22 protein-coding genes are annotated in these 20,398 nt (G+C 73.8%); 15 read left to right on the plus strand and 7 right to left on the minus strand.

Annotation, left to right across the window (positions count from 1 at the left end):
* The first annotated feature begins 167 nt into the window (after positions 1-167).
* From IE326_RS37515 to IE326_RS37530, 4 genes are all read left to right on the plus strand, one after another.
* Positions 168-1,853: a PP2C family protein-serine/threonine phosphatase gene (locus tag IE326_RS37515; RefSeq protein ID WP_190044749.1), complete on the plus strand. Its 1,686-nt coding sequence runs from the start codon at positions 168-170 to the stop codon at positions 1,851-1,853.
* The gene (locus tag IE326_RS37520) at positions 1,850-2,944 is read left to right on the plus strand and encodes a cobalamin B12-binding domain-containing protein (protein WP_190044750.1); all 1,095 of its coding nucleotides are present in this window, start codon (positions 1,850-1,852) and stop codon (positions 2,942-2,944) included. Before IE326_RS37515 ends, IE326_RS37520 begins: the two co-directional genes overlap by 4 nt.
* A complete protein-coding gene (locus IE326_RS37525) occupies positions 2,941-3,342 on the plus strand; it encodes an STAS domain-containing protein (protein WP_190044751.1) in 402 nt (133 codons plus the stop codon). The genes IE326_RS37520 and IE326_RS37525 overlap by 4 nt, the downstream gene beginning before the upstream one ends.
* A 124-nt stretch (positions 3,343-3,466) precedes the next feature.
* Positions 3,467-3,892 carry an SsgA family sporulation/cell division regulator gene (locus IE326_RS37530; RefSeq protein ID WP_150234417.1) on the plus strand — a complete coding sequence of 142 codons (426 nt, stop codon included), beginning with the start codon at positions 3,467-3,469 and terminating at the stop codon, positions 3,890-3,892.
* 22 nt (positions 3,893-3,914) lie between these two features.
* Here IE326_RS37530 and IE326_RS37535 read toward each other — a convergent pair whose 3' ends face one another.
* Positions 3,915-4,337 (minus strand): ATP-binding protein, encoded by a 423-nt coding sequence (locus IE326_RS37535; RefSeq protein WP_190044752.1) that lies wholly within the window; start codon positions 4,335-4,337, stop codon positions 3,915-3,917.
* A 170-nt stretch (positions 4,338-4,507) separates the two neighbouring features.
* On the opposite strand from IE326_RS37535, the gene IE326_RS37540 reads away from it, so the two are divergent.
* Complete coding sequence (locus tag IE326_RS37540) at positions 4,508-5,365, plus strand: RNA polymerase sigma factor SigF (RefSeq protein ID WP_373310382.1); 858 nt, start codon at positions 4,508-4,510, stop codon at positions 5,363-5,365.
* 134 nt (positions 5,366-5,499) lie between these two features.
* On the opposite strand, the gene IE326_RS37545 is transcribed toward IE326_RS37540, so the two are convergent.
* Both IE326_RS37545 and IE326_RS37550 read right to left on the minus strand, forming a co-directional pair.
* On the minus strand, positions 5,500-5,943 hold the full coding sequence (locus IE326_RS37545) for a hypothetical protein (protein WP_190044753.1): 444 nt from the start codon (positions 5,941-5,943) through the stop codon (positions 5,500-5,502).
* Positions 5,944-6,032: 89 nt separating this feature from the next.
* Positions 6,033-6,716: a DUF4230 domain-containing protein gene (locus IE326_RS37550; protein WP_150234423.1), complete on the minus strand. Its 684-nt coding sequence runs from the start codon at positions 6,714-6,716 to the stop codon at positions 6,033-6,035.
* Between the two features lie 258 nt (positions 6,717-6,974).
* On the opposite strand from IE326_RS37550, the gene IE326_RS37555 reads away from it, so the two are divergent.
* The 3 genes from IE326_RS37555 (at position 6,975) to IE326_RS37565 (ending at position 9,665) form a co-directional block, all read left to right on the plus strand.
* Positions 6,975-7,562, plus strand: coding sequence for a VanZ family protein (locus IE326_RS37555; RefSeq protein ID WP_373310384.1), 588 nt, complete (start codon positions 6,975-6,977; stop codon positions 7,560-7,562).
* A gap of 56 nt (positions 7,563-7,618) precedes the next feature.
* A complete protein-coding gene (locus tag IE326_RS37560; protein WP_190044754.1) occupies positions 7,619-8,707 on the plus strand; it encodes a YihY/virulence factor BrkB family protein in 1,089 nt (362 codons plus the stop codon).
* Positions 8,708-8,831: 124 nt separating this feature from the next.
* On the plus strand, positions 8,832-9,665 hold the full coding sequence (locus IE326_RS37565) for a class II glutamine amidotransferase (protein WP_150234430.1): 834 nt from the start codon (positions 8,832-8,834) through the stop codon (positions 9,663-9,665).
* A gap of 122 nt (positions 9,666-9,787) precedes the next feature.
* On the opposite strand, the gene IE326_RS37570 is transcribed toward IE326_RS37565, so the two are convergent.
* Genes IE326_RS37570 through IE326_RS37580 form a run of 3 tightly spaced genes read right to left on the minus strand, consistent with a single transcriptional unit; the run spans position 9,788 to position 13,265 of the window.
* A complete protein-coding gene (locus tag IE326_RS37570; protein WP_190044755.1) occupies positions 9,788-10,522 on the minus strand; it encodes an ATP-binding cassette domain-containing protein in 735 nt (244 codons plus the stop codon).
* Positions 10,510-12,345, minus strand: a complete 1,836-nt coding sequence (gene pstC / locus IE326_RS37575; protein WP_190044756.1) for a phosphate ABC transporter permease subunit PstC — start codon at positions 12,343-12,345, stop codon at positions 10,510-10,512. Before pstC ends, IE326_RS37570 begins: the two co-directional genes overlap by 13 nt.
* Before the next feature lie 2 nt (positions 12,346-12,347).
* Positions 12,348-13,265 (minus strand): phosphate ABC transporter substrate-binding protein, encoded by a 918-nt coding sequence (locus tag IE326_RS37580; protein ID WP_190044757.1) that lies wholly within the window; start codon positions 13,263-13,265, stop codon positions 12,348-12,350.
* A 627-nt stretch (positions 13,266-13,892) separates the two neighbouring features.
* Here IE326_RS37580 and arsL point away from each other — a divergent pair.
* The 6 genes from arsL (at position 13,893) to IE326_RS37610 (ending at position 19,462) form a co-directional block, all read left to right on the plus strand.
* A complete protein-coding gene (gene arsL, locus IE326_RS37585; RefSeq protein WP_190044758.1) occupies positions 13,893-15,143 on the plus strand; it encodes an arsinothricin biosynthesis radical SAM protein ArsL in 1,251 nt (416 codons plus the stop codon).
* Positions 15,144-15,173: 30 nt separating this feature from the next.
* On the plus strand, positions 15,174-16,436 hold the full coding sequence (locus tag IE326_RS37590) for a GNAT family N-acetyltransferase (protein WP_190044759.1): 1,263 nt from the start codon (positions 15,174-15,176) through the stop codon (positions 16,434-16,436).
* A 36-nt stretch (positions 16,437-16,472) separates the two neighbouring features.
* Entirely contained in the window at positions 16,473-17,579 is a 1,107-nt protein-coding gene (locus IE326_RS37595) for a GTP-binding protein (RefSeq protein ID WP_150234441.1), read from the plus strand.
* A gap of 18 nt (positions 17,580-17,597) precedes the next feature.
* Entirely contained in the window at positions 17,598-18,386 is a 789-nt protein-coding gene (locus IE326_RS37600) for a methyltransferase domain-containing protein (RefSeq protein WP_190044760.1), read from the plus strand.
* A gap of 198 nt (positions 18,387-18,584) precedes the next feature.
* A complete protein-coding gene (locus IE326_RS37605) occupies positions 18,585-18,920 on the plus strand; it encodes an ArsR/SmtB family transcription factor (protein ID WP_150234445.1) in 336 nt (111 codons plus the stop codon).
* Between the two features lie 212 nt (positions 18,921-19,132).
* On the plus strand, positions 19,133-19,462 hold the full coding sequence (locus IE326_RS37610) for an ArsR/SmtB family transcription factor (RefSeq protein ID WP_229915848.1): 330 nt from the start codon (positions 19,133-19,135) through the stop codon (positions 19,460-19,462).
* Between the two features lie 109 nt (positions 19,463-19,571).
* On the opposite strand, the gene IE326_RS37615 is transcribed toward IE326_RS37610, so the two are convergent.
* Positions 19,572-19,991: an arsenate reductase ArsC gene (locus IE326_RS37615; protein ID WP_190044761.1), complete on the minus strand. Its 420-nt coding sequence runs from the start codon at positions 19,989-19,991 to the stop codon at positions 19,572-19,574.
* 74 nt (positions 19,992-20,065) lie between these two features.
* Here IE326_RS37615 and IE326_RS37620 point away from each other — a divergent pair, with 74 nt between their 5' ends.
* Positions 20,066-20,374: an ArsR/SmtB family transcription factor gene (locus tag IE326_RS37620; protein ID WP_150234448.1), complete on the plus strand. Its 309-nt coding sequence runs from the start codon at positions 20,066-20,068 to the stop codon at positions 20,372-20,374.
* Positions 20,375-20,398 lie beyond the last annotated feature (24 nt).

The following is a 20,398-nucleotide window of genomic DNA, read 5'->3' on the forward strand; positions in this document are numbered from 1 at the left end:
TCCGGTGAAGCGCCTGTGCGAAAATCGTGGGGATCCTGCGGGGCCGGACGGTAGACGTACCGGAAGAGGGGGGTTCACTTGATGTGCGGAGCCCCCCTGCGCGAGGGTGGGGGGACGAACTGCTGTCGAGTGGGAAGGTGGCGGGCCACGACGCGCGGGCCACGCTTATGACTGTTTTCGAGGACGAGTCCGACCGCTCCCGGGAGACCGCGGACGCGAAGAACCCCTGGTGGCGCGGTTCGCCGCACCCCGCGGTGGTCGCCGACCGGGAGGGCGGCGTCGTGGAGTTCAACGCCGCCGCGGCCGACCTCTTCCCCCGCCTGGGGGTCGGCAAGGGGCTGGACGAGGCCGTCCCGCGGTGGCTCGCCGACGCCCACCGGCGGCTGGCCGGTCCGGTGCGCCCGCCCGCCGCGGCGGCCCCGGCCGGGGCGGGAGCCGCCCCGCTGCGCGGCAGCCACGACGGGAGGCTCCTGAGGGCCCACCCCGCCGAGTCCGGCCACGGCGACGTGGCCTGGTGGCTGGTCGACGACTCCGACCTGACCGCCGCGCAGGACGCCCTGTGCACCGAACGGGAGCGCCACGCGATCCTGGCCGAGGCCTCCACCCAGCTGCTGGCCTCGCTCAACCCCGACCGCTGCCTGGAGAAGGCGGCCCTGCTCGCCGCCGACCACCTCGGCGACGCCGCCCTCGTGATCTCCCCGCCCGGCATGCGGAACCGCTCCACCGTCGTCACCGCCATGGCGGGGGGCTTCGAGCGGACGCAGCTCGCCCTGGACCCGGCCGCCGTGCCCGGCCTCGCCGAAGCGCTCCAGGGCTTCCCGCCGGTGCCCGCCCGCTGGATCGACCCGGCCGCGCTGCCGTCCTGGGCCGTGCCCGAGGGCTTCGGGGGGACCCCCGGGTCCGTCGCCATCGCCCCGCTGCCCGGCCACGGCGTGCCCGCGGGCGCCCTGGTCCTGCTGCGGCGGAGCGGGCGACGGGCCTTCGACACCTCGGAGGAGCACTTCGCCCGGCTGTTCGCCGCCCGCGCCGGCGCCGCCCTCTCGGCCGCGCGCCTCTACGCGGAGCAGGCCCGGGTCACCCGGGCGCTGATCGCCGAACTCCTCCCTCCCCGGCTCCACCACGTCGACGGCGTCGACTTCGCCGGCGGCTACCGCACGTCCCGGGACACCGAGCGGATCGGCGGCGACTTCTACGACGTGCACCCGGGCACCGACGACGGCCGCGACACCCTCGCCGTCCTGGGCGACGTGTGCGGCAAGGGGCTGGACGCCGCCGTGCTCACAGGCAGGATCCGCAGCACCGTGCAGGCCCTGCTGCCCCTCGCCGGCGACCACCAGGACGTCCTGAGGATGCTCAACGGCGCCCTGCTGAACGCCCGGCACACCCGCTTCGCCACCCTGGTCCTGGCCTCGGTGCGGCGCACGGGCGGCCGGGTGCGGCTCCGGCTCACCAGCGCCGGCCACCCCCGTCCGCTCGTCCTGCGGGCCACGGGAGAGGTGGAGGAGGTGGACACCGGCGGGACGCTGGTGGGCGCCCTCCCCGTCGTCACCAGCCGGTCCGCGACCGTGGACCTCTCCCCCGGCGAGACCTGTCTGCTCTACACGGACGGGATCACGGAGGCCCGGGGCGGACCGCTCGGGCCCGCCATGTTCGGCGAGGACCGGCTGCGCTCCGCGCTCTCCGAGTGCGTGGGACTCCCCGCCGAGGCCGTCGTCGAGCGCGTGCAGATGCTCGCCGGGAACTGGGTGGGCGACGGCCCTCACGACGACATGGCGGTCGTCGCCATCACCGCGCCCCACACCACCCATCTGTCCGCGGTGAACGGCCGCACGCGGGGCAGGTACACCGCATGAGCGCGCCCGCCACCGCCCCGACCGACGTCCTCGCCGCCACCCGCCGACGGCTGTGGGCGGCCCTGGAGACGAGGGACGAACAGGCCGCCACCGCCGCCGTCCTCGGCGCCCACGACGCCGGGGTCCCCGCCGAGGACCTCCTCCTCGACGTGATCGGCCCCGTCCAGGCCGAGATCGGCGCGGAATGGGCCGCCGGCCGCATCGGCGTCGCCCAGGAGCACGCCGCCACCGCCATCCAGGACCGGGTCGTCGGAGCCCTCGCCCACCGCACGGCGGACGGGCCCCGGCCGGAGACCGGGGAGGCGCCCCGGCACGTGACCGTCGCCTGCGTCGACGGCGAGTGGCACGCCCTGCCCGCCCGGCTCCTCGCCGAGGTCCTGCGCGGCCGGGGCTTCGTCGTCGACTACCTCGGGGCGCACGTGCCCACCCCCCACCTCATCGCCCACCTGCACCAGACCGGCACGGACGTCGTCGCCCTCTCGTCCTCGCTGCCGGTCCGGCTCCCCACGGCCCACGCCGCCGTCACCGCCGTCCAGGCCATCGGGCTCCCCGTCCTCGTCGGGGGCGCCGCCTTCGGCCCCGACGGCCGCTACGCCCGCCTGCTGGGTGCCGACGGCTGGGCACCGGACGCCCGGGCCGCCGCCCGGCTGCTGGCCGTCGGGCCGCCACGGCCGCGCCCGGCCCGGCTCCCCGTCGACCCGCCCCACCTCGCCGACCAGGAGTACACCCTGGTCACCCGCGCCCGGACCCGGCTGGTCCTCCAGACCCTCCAGGGTCTGGAGGACGCGGTGCCCGCAATGGCCTCGTACACCGACCGGCAGCGGGAGCGGACGGCCGAGGACCTCGCCCACATCGTCGACTTCCTCGGCGCCTCCCTCTACGCCGACGACCCCGAGCTGTTCACCGGCTTCGTCACCTGGACCGCCGGGATCCTCCGGGCCCGCGGCGTCCCGGGCGGCGCCCTGGTCGCCGCCCTCGACCTGCTCGCCGACGCCCAGCGCGACTTCCCCCGCACGCGGGCGCACCTCGTCGCCGGGCGCCGCGCCCTCCTGCCCGTACCCGCCCCACCCTCCCCGGGACCCCACTCGTGACCACCCCCGACCACCTCTTCGGCGTCGAGGCCGACGCCGCGCCCGACGGAATCCTGTACGTGACGCTCGCCGGCGACCTGGCCTGGGAGAGCGCCGACGAACTGCTGGACGCGGTCCGGGCCCGCCTCTCCCCGGGGAACGCCCCGGCGGGCCTCCGCGTCGACTGCGCCGGACTGACCCTCTGCGACTCGACGGGCCTCTCCGCCCTGCTGGCGCTCCACCGGCTCGCCGAGGCCGCGGGCGTTCCGCTGCACCTCGACCGCAGGCCGTCCTTCCTCGACCGGCTGCTGCTGCTCACCGGCACCTACGAGCACCTGACGGGTCGGTCCGAGACCGCGGGACCCGACGCCGACACCCCGAGCGGCACGGTGGAGGGCCCCCGTCCCGGCGGCCCCTGACGGCCTTCACCGAATCGCGACACCATCGACGCATCCGTCACGGCGGTACGAGGTGTAACAGGAACGGGACGGGACAAGCGGACACCGCACCCGCTCGCTGACAGCCCCTCAGCCGGAGGACCTCATGCCCCAGCCCCCCGTCGCACCGCTCCCCGCGCCGCGCGGTCTCGTCAAGCCGATGGCGATGGACCTGTTCACCGCGGACGTGGCGGTGCGGATCGACACCACCGTCGGCTACGACTCCCGCGACCCCCACGCCCTGAGCATCGCCTTCCACCTCCTCGGCGAGGAGCCGGTGGTGTGGCGGATCGACCGCGAGATGCTCCTCGCCGGATCCCTCGGCCCCACCGGCGACGGCGAGGTCCACGTCCGCCCCACCCCCGACGGCGGGCTCCTGCTCCGGCTGGGGCCGGCGGCGCAGTGCGCCGTGGTCCGCTGCGAACAGGAGGCGATCGGCCGCTTCGTGCGCGAGACCTTCGTCCTGGTGCCGCAGGGCACGGAGGAACGCCACCTCGACTGGGGCCCGCTGCTCGCCTCCCTGGGGCACTGACGTGCGGCGGGAAGCGGGGCGCTCAGCCGGGACGGCCGGGGTCGGCCGGACGGAAGCAGGCCGTGACGTCCTTGCCCCGCGGGCAGGGGCGGGTCCGCACGTCGTCGGCGAGGGCGTCGACCAGGAGCAGTCCGCGCCCGCCCAGCGCGCCGTCGTCCGGGCTGCGCTGCTCGGGCACCTTCGGGGAGGCGTCGTGCACGGTGACGTGCAGGCACTCCTCGTCCCAGGTGAGGATCAGCTGCGCGTCGCTGCGGGCGTGCACGTGGGCGTTGGTGACGAGTTCGGAGACCGCCAGCACGACGGAGTCCGCCACGGCGGGGGTGGTACGGTCCCATCCGAGCGCCGTCAGGTGCTCGCGCGTCCAGTCGCGGGCCGTCTTCACGCTGCTGCCCATCGGCAGCGAGCGTGCCCAGCCCACGGCCCTCATCGAGGGATCCTGTGTCATTGCTCTCCTCCTGAGGTTCGGTCAGGGACTCCGTCTGCCCCCGGCACGACGGGAGAAAACCGACCGGAAACTCATGCGGATCCGACAGGTCTGAACGCGAGAAGTCGGGGTAGGCGGCCAGTCTCGGGCCACGCGCGCCCGACGAGGAAAACACGTGAAAGGGGACAGGTGTGACGGTCACCACGATGTCGAAGGCGGGACTCGGGTCCGGGACGCGGACGCTGCCGGAGATCCCGGACACGTCGGCGGTCGCGCCCAGGGACGCGAGGGCCCTGTCGAAGGTCTTCTTCAAGGAGCTCGCGACGCTGGAGGAGGGGACGCACGAGTACCAGTACGCGCGGAACACCCTCATCGAGATGAACATGAGCCTGGTCCGCTACGCCGCGGGGCGCTTCCGGCACCGTGCCGACGAGATGGAGGACATCGTCCAGGTCGGCATGATCGGCCTGATCAAGGCGATCGACCGGTTCGAGCTGTCGCGCGAGGTCGAGTTCACCACCTTCGCCGTCCCCTACATCGTCGGCGAGATCAAGCGGTTCTTCCGGGACACCTCCTGGGCGGTGCACGTTCCCCGCAGGCTCCAGGAGGCGCGCGTGGAGCTGGCCAAGGCGACCGAGGAGCTCAGCACCCGCCTGGGGCGGACGCCGACGGTCAAGGAGCTGGCCGAGCTGATGAGCCTCAGCGAGGAGGAGGTCACCGAGGCCCGGCTGGCCTCCAACGGCTACAACTCCTCGTCGCTCGACGCCGCCCTCAGCGGCGAGGACGAGGACAACGACGCCTCGCTGGCCGACTTCATCGGGACCGAGGACCCCGCCATGGAGCTGGTGGAGGACTTCCACTCGCTGGCCCCGCTCATCGCCGACCTCGACGAGCGCGACCGCCGGATCATCCACATGCGGTTCGTCGAGGAACTGACCCAGGCTCAGATCGGCGAGCGGCTGGGCTGCTCGCAGATGCACGTCTCGCGGCTCCTCTCGCGCACCGTGAAGCGGCTGCGCGAGGGCCTGCTGGGCGCCGGCGTCGACTGATCCGGCCGCTCCGGACGGCTCCGGGGTTCCCGCACCGGACACGCCTCCGGTGCGGGAACCCCGGAGCCGTTCTCGTGCGTGCGGATGCCGGCCCCGGTCCGCGGTCCTCCCGGGAGGGCCGCGGACCGGGGCCTTCAGGCGTCGTCCTGCGGAGCCGGGGCGGGGCCGGGGCCGCCGGGGGTGCGGCGCTCCCTCTGGAGCCGGGCCTCGAAGCGGTGCTCCCGGCCGCCGGACAGGGCCGCGACCGCGGCGCGCTCCAGGCTCCGGAACGGCTCGTAGTAGGTCTCGTTGTAGGAGTCGACGATCTGGTACGTCCAGTGGCCCGGCATGACGTCGCGTCCCAGGATCTCCTTCTCCACCCGCTCCGCCCAGGCGTGGTGCCCGGCCTCCGTGAGGAGCCGGACCGCCCGGTCGAGCTCGAAGTCCGCGGTGCCGGTCAGCTGGTGGAAACCGTACAGGTGGCCCCGGGCGCGCTCCGCGGTCTCCAGTGCCTTGGACAGCGAGCCCAGGGCCTCGACGGTGGTGGCGTCCGGGGCATCGGGGCCGGGGGCGGCCCGGTCGTCGTCGTGGGTGCTCATGGGAGTCTCCTGCCCCGTCGGCGGACCGACATGGGGGTGTCGGTCCGCGTGTCCCCCGGAAGGATGACTTCGGGGCCGGTGGAACCGGGTCAGACGAAGGTCACGGTCACCCGTTCGAAGCCCAGGCCCCGCAGCAGTTCCCGCAGCATCGCGGCGGTGTTCCGTTCCGCCCGGGACGTCAGGTCGGAGGCGCGGGCCGCTTCGCCGATGCGCCGGGCGGCGAGGACGTGGACGGCCTGTTCGCTCGCGGGGTTGTCCGAGAAGAGGTCCCCGAGCCGGTCGAGCAGGCCGCGCTGCTTCGACACGGCGTACGACTTCTCCGGGTCGAGCGCGGGGTCGGCCAGCCGGGCGTGCGGCAGCCGGAGGGTGGCTTCGGTCCGGTCGGCGTCGACGGTCACGGCGCCGTCCCCGAGGCCGCCGAGGTCGACGTACGCGGCGACGCCGCCGGTCGCCACGTACAGGGTGCGGGTGCCCCGGATCGCGTCGGGCAGGAACCGCGCGTCGTGCTCCAGGTCGACCACCACCTGGTAGGTCCCCGCCGCCCCCTCGTACCGGCTCAGGTCCTGGACGGACTTCAGGACGGCGGGACCGGAGCGGTCCCGCGCCTCCGTCCCGAAGACGTCCAGGCCGGGGAGCCGGAGGAACTGCCCGATCAGCATGAGGGCGACGGCGAGCACCAGCAGCACGCCGGCGACGACGCGCCACCGCCCTCGGAGGCGCTGCCGCGAACGGCGGTCCGGTGCGGGGCGGTTGTCCGTTTCTTCTTCTCTCATGGAAGCCGGTTTCCCGAGTCCGCCGCGCGCACACTCAACTCCCCCTCAAATGCGCTCAGTTGTGGCGCCAGGGAAGGTTGTTGCGGAGGTGGGGGCCCTCGGGGGCCGCGGCGCATGCCGCTCCCGGGCGCGGGTACGCGGGGTTCGATCGCACGAGGACGTCCAGGGGAGGAGAAGGCCATGTTCGGCCGAAGGATTCGGGGAAGAGCGCAGAAGGAACGGGACGGCGTCGGCGGGGACGGAGGCGCGGAGAGAGACGTGCGGCGCGTGGACGACGCGGCGCGGGCCGCCGGGAGCCCGGGGACGACGGACCCGGACACCGCCGCGCCCCCCGCCGGGGCCCCGGTCCGGCGCGGGCCGGGCCGCTTCGTGCGGGCGCTCGTCGCCCTCGTCGCCCTCGCCGGCATGGTGGTGTTCGCCGTGGTCCTGGCCCGGCTGACGCTGGAGGCCTCGCCGTCGTCCGTGTCCCTCACCCACGACAACCTGACGCCCGGGCGCTCGATCGAGGCGTACCTCAGCCGGCCCGCCTTCGTGGACACCGTCAAGCAGCTCGGGGGCAACGTCCTCCTCGGCGTCCCCTTCGGGATCCTGCTGCCGCTGTTGTCCCGCAGGGCCCGCGGCTTCCTCCGGGTCGCGCTCCTCACCGCCGCCACCATGCTGTTCGTGGAACTGGTGCAGGGGGCGCTCGTGACGGGCCGCGCCTTCGACGTCGACGACGTCCTCCTCAACACGACGGGCGCGCTGCTCGGGTACGTGGTCGTCGGCCGGCGGCTGGGCCGGGCCGTGCACCCCCGCACCCGTCCCCGCTGGTGGCGGCGTCGGCGTCCGGCCGGCACCTCGGCGTGACGGCCGGGACAAAGGACGCCGACATGGGACCGTCCGGGGCGGGTAACCGCCGGGACATGGCCGAAAGCAGCGTCCCCGGACACCGGATCACCGAACCCCCGACCCCGAGCCCCGACCCCGACCCGTCCGGCGCCGAGGGCGCCGGACCGGGCGCCGCCGTCGAGGAGCGCGCCCCGGATTCGCCCGCCGACCTCCCCGCGTCCTCCTGGCTCGCGGTGCTGAAGGGGTCGGTGCGCGAGTTCACGGACGACGAGCTCATGGACCGCGCGGCGGCGCTGACGTACTACGGCGTCCTGTCGCTCTTCCCCGCACTGCTGGCCCTGGTCTCGCTGCTCGGGATCAGCGGACGGCGGACCACCGACCGGGTGACGGAAAGCCTGCGGGAGCTGGCACCGGGGCCCGCCCGCGACGTCCTGGAACAGGCCCTCCAGGCCCTGAGCGCCAACACCGGCACGGGCGCCCTGATGGCCGGGGTCGGGCTCCTGGTGGCGCTGTGGTCCTCGTCCGGCTACGTCGGCGCCTTCATGCGCTCCGCGAACCGCGTCCACGACGTCCCCGAGGGCCGTCCCCTGTGGAAGCTGCTGCCGGTCCGGCTCGGCATGACGGCGGCGCTCATGGTGACGGCCGCGGCGGGCGCCCTGCTGCTCGTGCTCAGCGGAGACGCGGCGCGCCGGGCCGGGGACGCGCTGGGCGTCGGCGACACCGCCCTGGCCGTCTGGTCGGTGCTCCGCTGGCCCGCCCTCCTCCTGCTCGCCGTGGTCATGATCGCCCTGCTGTACTGGGGCAGCCCGAACGCCAAGGGCCGCGGATGGCGCTGGATCACCCCCGGCAGCGTGCTCGCCCTGCTGATCTGGGCGGCGGCCTCGGCGGGCTTCGCGGTGTACGTCTCCGCGTTCGCCTCGTACAACCGGGTCTACGGCACCATGGCCGGCGTCGTCGTCTTCCTCGTCTGGCTGTGGATCGGCAACCTGGCCGTGCTGCTGGGGCTGGAGTTCGACGCCGAGCTGCTGCGGCGGCGCGCGGTGGCGGGCGGCATGCCGCCGGACCGGGAGCCGTACGTCAGGCCGCGCGACACCCGGGCGTGGAGCGAAGAGGAACGGCGCGAGGCGGGTCTGCCGGACACCGCGCGTCACCGCGGCGCCTGAGGGGCGCGGCGGACACGACCGAGGGCACCGCGACCGCTGTGGCGACCCGCAGCGGCGGTGCCGAGAATGGAAGCACCGGACCGCGTGCCGGACCGGTGCAGCACAGGGATTCAGGTGATCGCAGATGTGTCGGTGGCTCGCGTACCGGGGGACCCCGGTGCTGCTCGAAACGCTCCTCTACCAGCCCGCCCACTCCCTGATCGACCAGAGCCTGCACGCCAAGATGGGCGTGGAGACGACCAACGGCGACGGATTCGGCATCGGCTGGTACTCGGAGCACACCGACACCCCGGCGCTGCTGCGGGAGGTCGGGCCCGCGTGGAGCAACCGCAACCTGCGCGAGCTGGCGGGCCACGTCGCGTCCCCGCTCTTCTTCGCCCACATCAGGGCGTCGACCGGGACCGCCGTGCAGCAGGCGAACTGCCACCCCTTCCGGCGCGGCCGGTGGATGTTCATGCACAACGGCGCCATCGCGGACTTCCCGCGGCTGCGCCGCGACCTGACCCTGCTCGTGGACCCCGCGCTCTACCCGGACATCGAGGGCACGACGGACTCCGAGGTGATGTTCCACCTGGCCCTCACCTACGGTCTCGACGACGACCCGCCCGCGGCCGTCGCCAGGATGGCGGGCGTCGTGGAGCGGGTCGGTCGCGAGCACGGGGTGGAACACCCCCTCCAGATGACGCTCGCCCTCACCGACGGCGAGCGCGTCTGGGTCTTCCGCTACTCCACCGCGCGGGCGTCCCGCTCGCTCTTCTACAGCAGCCGCGTCGACGCCCTGCGCCGCCTCCACCCCGACGTCGCGTTCCTGCGCGGCGTCTCGGAGGAGACCCGCCTCGTCGTCTCCGAGCCCCTGGGAGACCTCCCGGGCGCCTGGAACGAGGTGCCGGAGAACAGCTACGGCGTCGTGCAGCCGGGCCAGGACGAACTCCACCGCTTCGCCCCGGCGGCGGTCTGACCACGGGGCCGGCGGCCGCTCCCGCCGTCCGGAGGACGCCGGGAGGGTGCCTCCCCGGCGACGCACCGGGCCCGGACCCCGCGGGTGTCGCCCGGGGTCCGGGCCCGGATCCGGGTGGACGGTCAGACGCCGGCCGGGGCGGGCTCCGAGGGCTTCGGGAGGTCGATGCGGACCGTCCGGTCGCAGAGGCGCTCCACCTGGGCGGGGTCGTGGGAGACGAGGAGGACCGTGCGGTTGCCGCGGAGGGCGGCGACGGACTCCTCGACCGTGTCGCGGCTGCGTTCGTCCAGGGCGCTGGTCGGTTCGTCCAGCAGCAGGGCGGCCGGTTCGAGGGCCAGGGCCCTGGCCAGGCAGAGGCGCTGGCGCTGGCCGTTGGAGAGGGTCTGGGCCGGGGTGTCCAGGCGGGTGGCGACCTCGTCCCAGAGGCCCGCCTCGCGCAGGGCCCGCTCGGCCCGGTCGCGCAGCTCGGCCTTGGGGGCGCGCATCAGGTGGCGGAGTCCGAAGAGGGCGTTCTCCAGGACGCTGCCGCCGAAGACCACCGGGGTCTGCGGCACCAGGACGACCGTGCTGCGCAGGGCTGCGTCGCCCTTGCCGTACCGGACGGGGCGGCCGAGCACGTCGATCTCGCCCTGCCGGCGGAGCCCGTGGGGCAGCAGGTCGACGAGGGCGCGGAGCACGGTGGACTTGCCGGCGCCGGAGGGGCCGCACAGGCCGGTGGTGGATCCGGCGGCGAGTTCGAAGCTGACGGGTCCGACCAGCCTCTTGGCCCCGTCGAGGATCTGGAGCCCGCGGACGGCGATGACGCTTCCGCCGCCCGCGGGGTCCTCGGGCACGGGGCCGGGGGTCACGTCGTCCATCGTCGTGCTCCTTCGAAGCGGTTGCGCAGCAGGACCGCCAGGGTGAGCAGGCCCGCGGTGATCAGGACCAGGACGAGGGCGCTGCCCCACGCCTGGGCGATCGCCTCGGGGGCGCCCGAGTCCTGCGACAGGGTGAAGATGTGCGTGGGCAGGGCCTGGACCGGGGCGTTCACGACGCCGGTCGGGAAGGCGGGGGCCCCGAAGAACACCGTGGCGGTGAAGATCAGGGGTGCCGTCTCGCCCGCCGCGCGGGCCAGGCCGAGCAGGAGTCCGGTGAGCGTGGCGGGCCAGGTGTAGGGGACGACCACGGAGCGGACGTACTGCGCGCGGGTGAGGCCCAGCGCGAGCGCGGCCTCGGTGGTCTCCGGCGGCATGCCGCGGATCCGGCCGGCGGTGGTGAGGGCGATCACCGGCACGACCACGGGCACCAGGACCACGGCGCCGGCCAGCCAGGAGCGGCCCCAGCCCATGGTGGTGCACAGGAGGACGTAGCCGGCGAGGCCCAGCAGGATGGTGGGCGTGCCGCCGATCGCCACGGTCAGGGTCTCCAGGACGCGGGCGGTCCTCGCGGAGGCGTGCGTGCCGATCACGACGCCCGCCCCGTAGCCCAGCGGCAGCGCGATCACCGCCGTGGTGGCGAGCAGCAGGAGCGTGCCGAGGATCTGGTCGCGGATGCCGCCTCCGGCCGCGCCCTCGGAGGGCGAGAACCAGAAGACGGGGTTGAGCGCCGCTCCGCCGCGCACCAGCAGGATGCCGAGCATGCCGGCGAGGAGCGCGCCCGGCAGCAGGAGCGCTCCGAGCCGTACGGCGGTGGCGGCCCGGTCCTTCGGGACGCGCAGCCACGCCGAGGAGCGCCGCAGGCGCGGGGGGCGCGGGGTCCGGGCCCCGCCGCCCCGGGTGCCCCAGACGGTGGCGGCGGCGACCAGGGCCAGCAGGATGACGCCGAGGCCGCACAGCGCCGCGAAGTACGGTCCGGAGGTTCCGGCGAGCATGGGCTCGGGTCCGGCCAGTTTCGTGGTGAGGGTCTGGCCGGGGCGCGGGAGGGAGTCGAGGAGTTCGCCCGCCGACCGCGGGAGCCGGCCGTCGGCGCGGCCGACCACCATGAAGACCGCGATGGCCTCGCCGAGGGCGCGGGCCAGGCCGAGGAGGACGCCGGCGCGCATGCCGGGGCGGGCCTGGGGCAGGACGGCGGAGCGGACGACCTCACGGCGGGTGAGGCCGAGGGCGTACGCGGCCTCCCGGTAGCGGCCGGGCACGGCCGCCAGGGCGTCCACGCTGACCGCCACGATCGTCGGCATGATCATCACGGCGAGGACGATCCCGGCGGCGAGCAGGCTGTCGCCGCCGGGCACGCCGCCGAGGCCGGCCACGAAGGGGCGGATCACCATGATGCCGATGAGGCCGTAGACGATGGAGGGGACCGCCGCCAGCAGTTCGACGCTCAGGCGCAGCGGTTTCGCGAGGCGGGGCGGCAGGTACTCGGACAGGGCGACGGCCGCCGCCCAGCCGGCGGGGACGGCGAGGACCAGGGCCAGGACGCAGACGACCGCCGATCCGTAGATCATGGCCAGGCCGCCGAAGGCGAGGTTGCCGGGGTTCCAGGTGGCCGAGGTGAGGAGGGCCGGCCAGTCGACGGTGCCGCTCGCGAGGCCCGTGAGCAGATAGCCCAGCAGCACCGCGACGGTGAGCAGGACGGACAGGACGCCGCTGTAGGCCCAGGTCCAGACCCAGCGCGCCCGGCTGCCGCGGCCGCTCCCCCGGGAGGGCCGCGGCACGGCGCGGGGTCCGGGCGCCCGGGCGGGGCGCTCCAGGGTGAGGCCCATGGTCAGAGGCCCATCTGCTCGCGCGTGAGGTAGCCGTGCTTGGGCAGCAGCTTCTGGCCCTCGGCGGAGAGGATGTAGTCGATGTACTGCTTGACGCCGTCCTTCGGCTCACCGTCGGTGATCATGTAGAGGGGCCGGGTCATCGGGTACTTGCCCGAGGCCACGTTCTCCAGGGTGGGGGCGACGCCCTCCAGGGGGACGGCGACCAGGCCGGCGCGTCCCTCGATGAAGCCGGTCGACAGCGGGGCGATGGAGCCGCGGGTGGACTCCAGCTTGTTGCGGGTCTCCAGGTTGCCGCCGACGATCGCGTAGTTGGCGGACTGCGGCGGGGCCGGCGGCTCGCCCTTGCCGTAGAGGAACTTGTCGAGCACCTCGCGGGTGCCGCGGCCGGGCTCCTTGTCGTAGACGAAGACGGGGAGGTCGGGTCCGCCGACCTCCTTCCAGTTGGTGATCCTCCCTTCGAACAGGCCGGCCGCCTGGGCCTTGGTGAGGCCCTTGACCCCTCCGTCGGCGACCTCCTTGGTGATGATGACGCCGACGGCGTCCGCGCCGATCTGCGTGGTGACGAACTTCGCGCCGGGGTGGGCCTTCTGGTCCTTGTCGGACAGGGGCTTGGAGCTCAGCGCGATGTCGATCTGTCCGGTGCCGAGCTGGGAGATGCCGCCGGCGGAGCCGCCCTGGGTGGCGACGGTGATGTTCAGGCCCTCGGCCTTCAGTGCCTCGGCGGCGTCGGACGCGACCGGGGCGACGGTGGTGGAGCCGCTGGCCTGGATGGCGCCCGAGCCGGCCTGCGCGGAGTTCGCGCAGCCGGTCAGGGCGGCGGAGAGGAGCAGGGCGGCGGAGGCGAGGGAGGCGCCGGTGCGGGCGCGGCGTCCGGTGGGACACGGTGTCGTGCCGGGAAGGAAGGACGTGAAAGACATGGCGGTGCCTTTGCGGTGTCGTGGGGTGGGGGATGCCGGGACGGCCGGACGGCGTGCCGGTACGGCCGCACCGTGGCGGTCCGTCCGCCGGGCGGGCGGACGGGTCTCCGGGCGTGCCGGAGGGCTGGTGCGGTGGGAGGGGCGCCGGTGTCGTGCGGACCTGCTGACCCCAGGCCCGGACCGTGCTGCCGGGGGCGAACGCTACCGCCTCCACGCCACCTTGGCGAGGTTTCGCCAGTCGGAATTCATCGACGTCCGGCGATTGAATTTCGAACGACCGCCGGGCCGAAGCGCGCTCCACCGGGCTCCGGCGACGAAATCCGAAGCGCCGGCCCTCCCCTTTCGGCGCGTACCCCCCGTACCGCTGCAACCTGCTCCAAGCGGGACTTGGGGCCGAACGGCACCCCGGCGCAAGCAGCCACAGACACGGGCGAACCGGGGCAGCGGCAGCACACGGCACCGTCTTCCGCGACGGAAGCCCCTCCCCTATTCATCGATCTATTGACATACATCGCTCAACGCTGGCAGGGTTCCGGCCGTCGACCGACAGCGTCGTCATCGATCCGAGGCCCTGACCCGGCCCGCTCCGTCCCCATCACGCCACTTGATCACTCCCTGGGGGGAAGTGTGAGTAGTCCCCGTGTCCTGGTCGCCTCCGCGTTCGAGGCGGAGCTCCAGCCCCTGACGTCCGCGTGCGCCGCAGCAGCACTGCGGCAGCACGGCGCCGACGTCGTCGGCTGGGACGCGCACCTGCTTCCCGACGCGATGCCGGAGGGCCCCTTCGACCTCACGCTCGTCTCCGTCCAGCAGTTCGAGGGCCTGGAGCGCGGCGTCGCCCTGGCCCGGCGGGTGTCGGAGGCGTACGGCACCACCGTCGTCACCTTCGGCCAGTACGCCCAGATGAACCACCGGGAGTTCCTGGAGGTCGCCGACGGCATCGTCATGGAGGAACCCGAGCTCGTCGCCGAGGAGTTGGCACGGCTCGCGGCCGGCACCCTCGCCCTCGGCGAGGTGCCCGCGCTGATGACGCGGAGCGGCATGCGCCCCAAGCCGCCGCGCCGGCGGATCTCCGTCACCAGGCCCGCCCGGGAACTCTTCCCCTCCCTCGTCCACTACCCGGCACACCACTCGCCGTTCGGCCTGATGGGCAACATCGAGGCGTCCCGGGGCTGCCACCACAAGTGCACCTACTGTTCCGTCTACGGCGCCTACGACGGCGGCGTCGCCGCGTACGACGCGGACAGCGTGCTGGCCGACGCGCTCCAGCTGGCGGAGGAGGGGGTGCGCCACTTCTGCTTCATCGACGCCGAGTTCTTCAACTCCCGCACCATCGGCGTGGGCGTGGTCGAGCGGCTGGTGGAGGCCATCGGCCCGATCACCTTCGAGTTCACCACCCGCGTCGACCACGTCCTCGACTACACCAAGGAGCTGGAGAAGCTCGTCTCGCTCGGGCTCCGCCGCGTCACCTGCGCGCTGGAGTTCCCCTCCGACCGCATCCTCCGCATCTTCGACAAGCACATCGACGTCGACCACATGCGGGAGGCGATCGCCGAGGCCGAGCGCATCGGCTTCGAGCTGTACCCCACCTTCATCCCCTTCACCCCGTGGATCGAGTACGAGGAACTCCTCGGCTTCGAGGACTGGCTGGTCGAGACGGGCCTCGCCCGGATCACCGACCCCACGGCCCTCCAGACCCGGCTGCTGCTCTTCAAGGGCTCCCCGCTGCTCTCCTCGCCGTGGATGGAGGACATCGCCACCGTCGACCGCGGCTTCTGGGTGGAGTGGACGCACCCCGACAAGCGCGTCGAGGAGCTCTGGCAGGAGCGCCGGACCGACGCCGAGGACGCGGGCAAGATCCGCTGCTGCGTGAAGTGCTGACCCTCCCGCCCACGAGACAAGGACACTGACATGGGCGGATCGCCCCGCGTCGTCATCTCCACCGGCCAGACGCTCCCCGACATGGACTGGAGCGGCGAACTCGCCGGCCTCACCGACTCCTGGCCGTACCTCGGCCCGACCTGGCTCCGCGCGACGGAGAAGGTGCTCCCCGACGCACAGCCGTGGCACACCCTCGCCCACCGGGCGCGCGGCGAACTCGCCCTCCTGCCCGGCTACGTCCTCACCGCCCCGCCGGTCGTCGACCACGAGCCGCGCACCTACCTCGGCTGGCGGGCGCCGTCCGGGGAGGAGGTGTGCTGCGGCGCCGAGACCGACGCGGCGCGCAGCGCCGAGGTCGACGCGCTCGGCACCGAGCCGTTCTTCCCCACGCTCCTCCTCGGCTCCCCCCTGGGCTACCGCACCGAGGTCGCCTACAACTTCTGGACGCCGACCCTGATGGGCTCCCTCGTCGAGAAGCTGGTCCCCGCCGCCTTCGAGGCCGGCATCCGCTGCATCGTCGCCCCCTGGATCCCCGCCCGGCGCGGCAACGACGCCCTGGTCGACGCGCTCGGCGCGGCCGGCGCGGCCAGCACCTTCTGGGGCTTCGAGGACTTCATGAGCCTCGACGCCCCGGACTGGGAGGGCCACCTCGCCGCCCTGCCGCTCAAGAAGCGGCAGCGCATCAAGGGCGACGTCCGCCGGGCCGAGGCGGCCGGCGTGACCATCGAGCGCGTCGACGGCACCGGCATCCGCCCCTTCGTGGAGCGCATCGCCGAACTCACCTGCCTCAACCGGGAGAAGAACGGTGCGGGCGAGGAGCCCGGCCACATCGCCGGCATCCTCTCCGCGCTGATCGACGAGGGCGCGGACGTCCGCGCCTACCTCGGCCGCAAGGACGGCGCCCTGGTCGCCACCTGCGTCACCATCCGCAAGAACCACCGCCTCTTCCCGAAGTGGGCCGGCTTCGACTACGCCGCGATCGGCGAGCGCAGCGGCATCTACTTCGCGCTCGTCCTCGACGCGCCCGTCCGCGACGCGTACGCCGAGGGGCTGCGCACCGTCGAGTTCGGCGCCGGCGCCCACCAGGCGAAGGCCCTGCGCGGCTGCACCCCGCGCGAGGTCACCACCTCGCTCCTGCTGGCCGACCCGGCGCTCCGGCCCCGCGCGAGCGCCTGGCTCGACGCCTTCGGGAACAGCCGGCGCGTCGCGTTCGGCGCCGCGTCCGCCGCCCCCGCGCAGCCCGCCCCGCTGACCCTGCTCGGCGGTTCCGGCGACAGCGGCTGCTGCGGCTGACCCGCCCCGCTCCACGACAAGGACGAGAAGGACCCCATGATCACCTTCATTCCCCTGACCGGATTCCTCGGGGCGGGCAAGACCACGACCATGACCGCCGCGGCGCTGGCGCTCCAGGCGCAGGGCCGCAAGGTCGCCGTCATCACCAACGACCAGGGCGTCGAACTGGTCGACACCAAGCTGGTGCGCAGCAAGCTGGACAGCGTCGCCGAGGTCACCGGCGGCTGTTTCTGCTGCAAGTTCGAGGACCTCGTCGAGGCCGTCGTCGCGCTCGTCGCCTCGGACGGCGTCGACACGGTCATCGCGGAGGCCGTCGGCAGCTGTACGGACCTCCAGGCCACCGTGGTGCGGCCGCTGCGCCAGTACTACGGCGACGACATGGTCGTCGCGCCCCTGACCACCGTGGTCGACCCGCTGCGCCACCTGGCGTTCGCCCGCGCCGCCGAGCGAGGCGAGCCGGAGTCCGACCTGTCCTACCTCTTCCGCCAGCAGGTCACCGAGGCCGACGTCATCGCCGTGAACAAGCTGGACACCGTGAAGCCGGACCGGGCCGAGGAGCTCCTCGCCACGCTCCGCGCGGGCAACCCCAAGGCGACCGTGGTCGGTTACTCCGCCACCACGGGCGACCGCCTGGAGACCCTGCTCGACGCGTGGCGGGCGCCGGCCGGCAACGAGGACGTCGTCCTCGACATCGACTACGACCGCTACGCCGCCGCCGAGGCCCAGCTCGCCTGGATGAACCAGGAGCTCGACCTCACGGCCACCGGGGACGGCTTCGACGCGACCGCCTGGGCCCGCACCGTGCTGCGTGAACTCTCCGCCTGGGCCGCGGACCACGCGGCCGTGATCGGCCACGCCAAGATCACCGTGGAGACGGCCGACGGGGACTTCGCCAAGCTCAGCCTGACCGAGTCCGGCGCCGAGCCCACCCTCGACCGCGCCGCGGGGGCGACCGCGCCGGCCGGCCGCGCCGTCGTCAACGCCCGGGTGGCCTGCGAGCCCGGCGACCTGGACGCGGCCGTGACCCGGGCGGTGGAGGCGGCCGACCTGGCCGCGTCCGTCACCTCGTCGGCGACCACCCCGGTGTCCTTCAAGCCCTCCTACCCGCGCCCCGTGCACCGCCTCGCCCCCACCGGCGCCTGACCGAGAAGGACCCCCGTCATGAGCGACACCACCACGTCCGGCAGCCTCCAGGAAGAGGTCCGGGAGTACTACCGGGCCAAGGCCGCCGAGGCGGAGACGAGCGGCGCCTGCTGCTCGCCCGACCCGCGGACCTTCGGCCCGGCCGCGTACGACGAGATCGGCCCAGGAACCGCCCCCGACGCCGCCCTCCTCGCCAGCCTCGGCTGCGGCAACCCGAGCGCGGTCGCCGAGCTCCGCGAGGGCGAGACGGTCCTGGACCTGGGCTCCGGCGGCGGCCTCGACGTCATCCTCAGCGCCCGGCGCGTCGGCCCGGACGGACGGGTCTTCGGCCTGGACTTCCTGGAGGAGATGCTCGCCCTCGCCGCCCGCAACGTCGAGGACGCGGAGGTCGAGAACGTCGTCCTCCTCAAGGGGACGATCGAGTCCATCCCGCTGCCGGCCGGCACCGTCGACGTGATCATCTCGAACTGCGTCATCAACCTGTCGCTCAACAAGCCCGCCGTCTTCGCCGAGATGGCCCGCGTCCTCGCCCCCGGCGGCCGGCTCGGCATCAGCGACGTCGTCGCCGAGGACCGGCTCAGCCCCGAGGAGCGGGCCGAGCGCGGCGGACACAGCCAGTGCATCGCCGGCGCCCTGTCCGTGTCCGAGTACCGGGAACTCCTCGACGCGGTCGGCCTGAAGGACGCGGAGGTCGTCTTCACCCAGGAGGCCGCCGACGGCCTGCACGCCGCGATCATCCGCGCCCGCAAGCCCGCCGGCGCCCTCGCCGCCGAGGCCGAGTGCGCCCCGGGCGGCGGCTGCTGCTGACCCGCCGCCGTACGGGGCCCCGGGCTCCGTCGTCGTACGGGGCCCTGAGCTCCGTCGTCGTACGGGCTCCGGCGCCGTACGGGCCTCCGCCGCCGGCGTTCCGGCCGCGGGGGCCCGTACGCGTCCGCGCGGTCGTCCCGCACCACCCCCTGTCCCGTCCCCGGAGGCTGCGTACGCCGTGGTCCGCGAAGGATTCCCATGCCCGAAGCCTCGCTCGACCGGGAGACGGTCGAGGAGTACGCCCGCTGGTTCCGCGCCCTGGCCGACCCCACGCGGATCCGCGTCATGCGGTTCCTGAGCGGGCGGCCGGACCCGGTGCCGGTGGGCGAGATCGTCGCCCACCTCGGGCTCAACCAGTCGACCGTCTCCCACCACCTGAAGATCCTCCACACCGCCCGCTTCCTGACCAGGCGTCGCGCGGGGGCCAGCATCCGGTACGCGGTCAACCCCCGCTGCGTCACGGAGTTCCCCTCCGCCGCCGACATCCTGATCGGCGCGCGGGACCGCTGCGGCGGCGAACGGGACTCCCCCTGACCCGCTCGCCGGCGAGCGTCCCCCACACCTTCAACTATCGATGTCCGGCGATGGATTGAGAGGATGCCGACACCCCGGCGGCGCGGTTGCACCCCTCGGTCCGGAGGTGGACCCCGTTCGGCATCTCGGTGAACGCCTCACGGCGGGCCTCCGACGGGAGATCGTCAAGCGCCTTGCCGAAACAGGGCGCCATCGAATATCATCGATCGATCATGAGCGGTACGATGAATGCCCAGCTGATCGACCGAGAGACTGCCGAGTCCTACGCGACGTGGTTCAAGGCACTCTCCGACCCCACCCGCGTCCAGATCCTGAACCTCCTGGCGCTCGCCTCCGGGCCCATGAGCGTCGGGGAGATCGTGGACCGCATGAACATCGGGCAGTCCACCGTCTCCCACCACCTGAAGCTGCTCGCGGACGTGCGCTTCGTCCTGCGCGAGCGCCAGGGCACCTCGATGCTCTACCAGATCAACGTCGCCTGCGTGGCCTGCTTCCCCAGCGCGGCGGACGCCGTGATGGGCAGGCCCGCGGCCTCCGCCTGACCGCGCCCGCGCACTCCCCCGGAGAACCGGGGAAAGAACCGGCTCCCGGCCGTCACATCCGCCAACGTGACGGCCGGGAGCCGGTGTTCTCGGGGCCCGGCAGGCCGGTTCAGACCGCGCGCTTCGCGTCGATCTCGGCGACGAGGGCCTCGACGAGGGCCCTGATCTCGTCGCGGATCGGACGAACGGCCTCGACGCCCTGGCCGGCCGGGTCATCGAGGACCCAGTCGAGGTACTTCTTCCCGGGGAAGACCGGGCACGCGTCGCCGCAACCCATGGTGATCACGTAGTCGGACGCCTGGACGGCCTCCGTCGTCAGCACCTTCGGCCGCCGGGCGGAGATGTCGACGCCGGCCTCCCGCATCGCCTCGACCGCCGCCGGGTTCACCCGGTCGCCGGGGGCCGATCCGGCGGACCGGACCTCGACGCGGTCGCCGGCCAGGTGGTCCAGGAAGCCCGCGGCCATCTGGGAGCGGCCCGCGTTGTGGACGCAGACGAACAGCACTGAGGCGAGCGGAGCAGGGGACATCGACGCTTCTTCCTTGCGATCCGGAGGTCAGCCCTGACTGGTATCAGCGGCTGATGATGTGACAGTATCAGTCCATGCTGACGTCAGTCGATAGTGATCTGATCCGGGTGCTGGCCGATCCGCTCCGGCTCCGGATCGTGACCCTGCTCGCCCGCGAGACCCTCTGCACCACCCACCTGGTGGAGGAGACCGGCGCCAGGCAGACCAACCTCTCCAACCACCTGAAGGTGCTGCGCGAGGCGGGGGTGGTGGAGACCGAGCCGTGCGGCCGGTTCACCTACTACCGGCTCAGGCCGGACGTCATCGAGCGGCTCGCCGGCCAGTTCGCCGACCTGGCCGCGAGCGCCCGCGCCCACACGGACGCGAAGCGGGCCTGCCCGTGACCACCGCACCCCCCACGACCCCAC

The sequence above is a fragment of the Streptomyces filamentosus genome (genome assembly GCF_014654895.1).
GTDB classification, from domain to species: domain Bacteria; phylum Actinomycetota; class Actinomycetes; order Streptomycetales; family Streptomycetaceae; genus Streptomyces; species Streptomyces filamentosus.

Bases quoted from the DNA above. Each gene is read 5' to 3' on its own strand.
- IE326_RS37520 (WP_190044750.1), top strand. From the start codon at position 1,850: ATGAGCGCGCCCGCCACCGCCCCGACCGACGTCCTCGCCGCCACCCGC.
- IE326_RS37570 (WP_190044755.1), bottom strand. From the start codon at position 10,522: ATGGACGACGTGACCCCCGGCCCCGTGCCCGAGGACCCCGCGGGCGGC.
- IE326_RS37595 (WP_150234441.1), top strand. From the start codon at position 16,473: ATGATCACCTTCATTCCCCTGACCGGATTCCTCGGGGCGGGCAAGACC.
- pstC (WP_190044756.1), bottom strand. From the start codon at position 12,345: ATGGGCCTCACCCTGGAGCGCCCCGCCCGGGCGCCCGGACCCCGCGCC.
- IE326_RS37590 (WP_190044759.1), top strand. From the start codon at position 15,174: ATGGGCGGATCGCCCCGCGTCGTCATCTCCACCGGCCAGACGCTCCCC.
- IE326_RS37620 (WP_150234448.1), top strand. From the start codon at position 20,066: ATGCTGACGTCAGTCGATAGTGATCTGATCCGGGTGCTGGCCGATCCG.
- IE326_RS37615 (WP_190044761.1), bottom strand. From the start codon at position 19,991: ATGTCCCCTGCTCCGCTCGCCTCAGTGCTGTTCGTCTGCGTCCACAAC.
- IE326_RS37565 (WP_150234430.1), top strand. From the start codon at position 8,832: ATGTGTCGGTGGCTCGCGTACCGGGGGACCCCGGTGCTGCTCGAAACG.
- IE326_RS37545 (WP_190044753.1), bottom strand. From the start codon at position 5,943: ATGAGCACCCACGACGACGACCGGGCCGCCCCCGGCCCCGATGCCCCG.
- IE326_RS37605 (WP_150234445.1), top strand. From the start codon at position 18,585: ATGCCCGAAGCCTCGCTCGACCGGGAGACGGTCGAGGAGTACGCCCGC.
- IE326_RS37600 (WP_190044760.1), top strand. From the start codon at position 17,598: ATGAGCGACACCACCACGTCCGGCAGCCTCCAGGAAGAGGTCCGGGAG.
- IE326_RS37530 (WP_150234417.1), top strand. From the start codon at position 3,467: ATGCCCCAGCCCCCCGTCGCACCGCTCCCCGCGCCGCGCGGTCTCGTC.
- IE326_RS37580 (WP_190044757.1), bottom strand. From the start codon at position 13,265: ATGTCTTTCACGTCCTTCCTTCCCGGCACGACACCGTGTCCCACCGGA.
- IE326_RS37550 (WP_150234423.1), bottom strand. From the start codon at position 6,716: ATGAGAGAAGAAGAAACGGACAACCGCCCCGCACCGGACCGCCGTTCG.
- IE326_RS37560 (WP_190044754.1), top strand. From the start codon at position 7,619: ATGGCCGAAAGCAGCGTCCCCGGACACCGGATCACCGAACCCCCGACC.
- IE326_RS37535 (WP_190044752.1), bottom strand. From the start codon at position 4,337: ATGACACAGGATCCCTCGATGAGGGCCGTGGGCTGGGCACGCTCGCTG.
- IE326_RS37610 (WP_229915848.1), top strand. From the start codon at position 19,133: ATGAGCGGTACGATGAATGCCCAGCTGATCGACCGAGAGACTGCCGAG.
- IE326_RS37515 (WP_190044749.1), top strand. From the start codon at position 168: ATGACTGTTTTCGAGGACGAGTCCGACCGCTCCCGGGAGACCGCGGAC.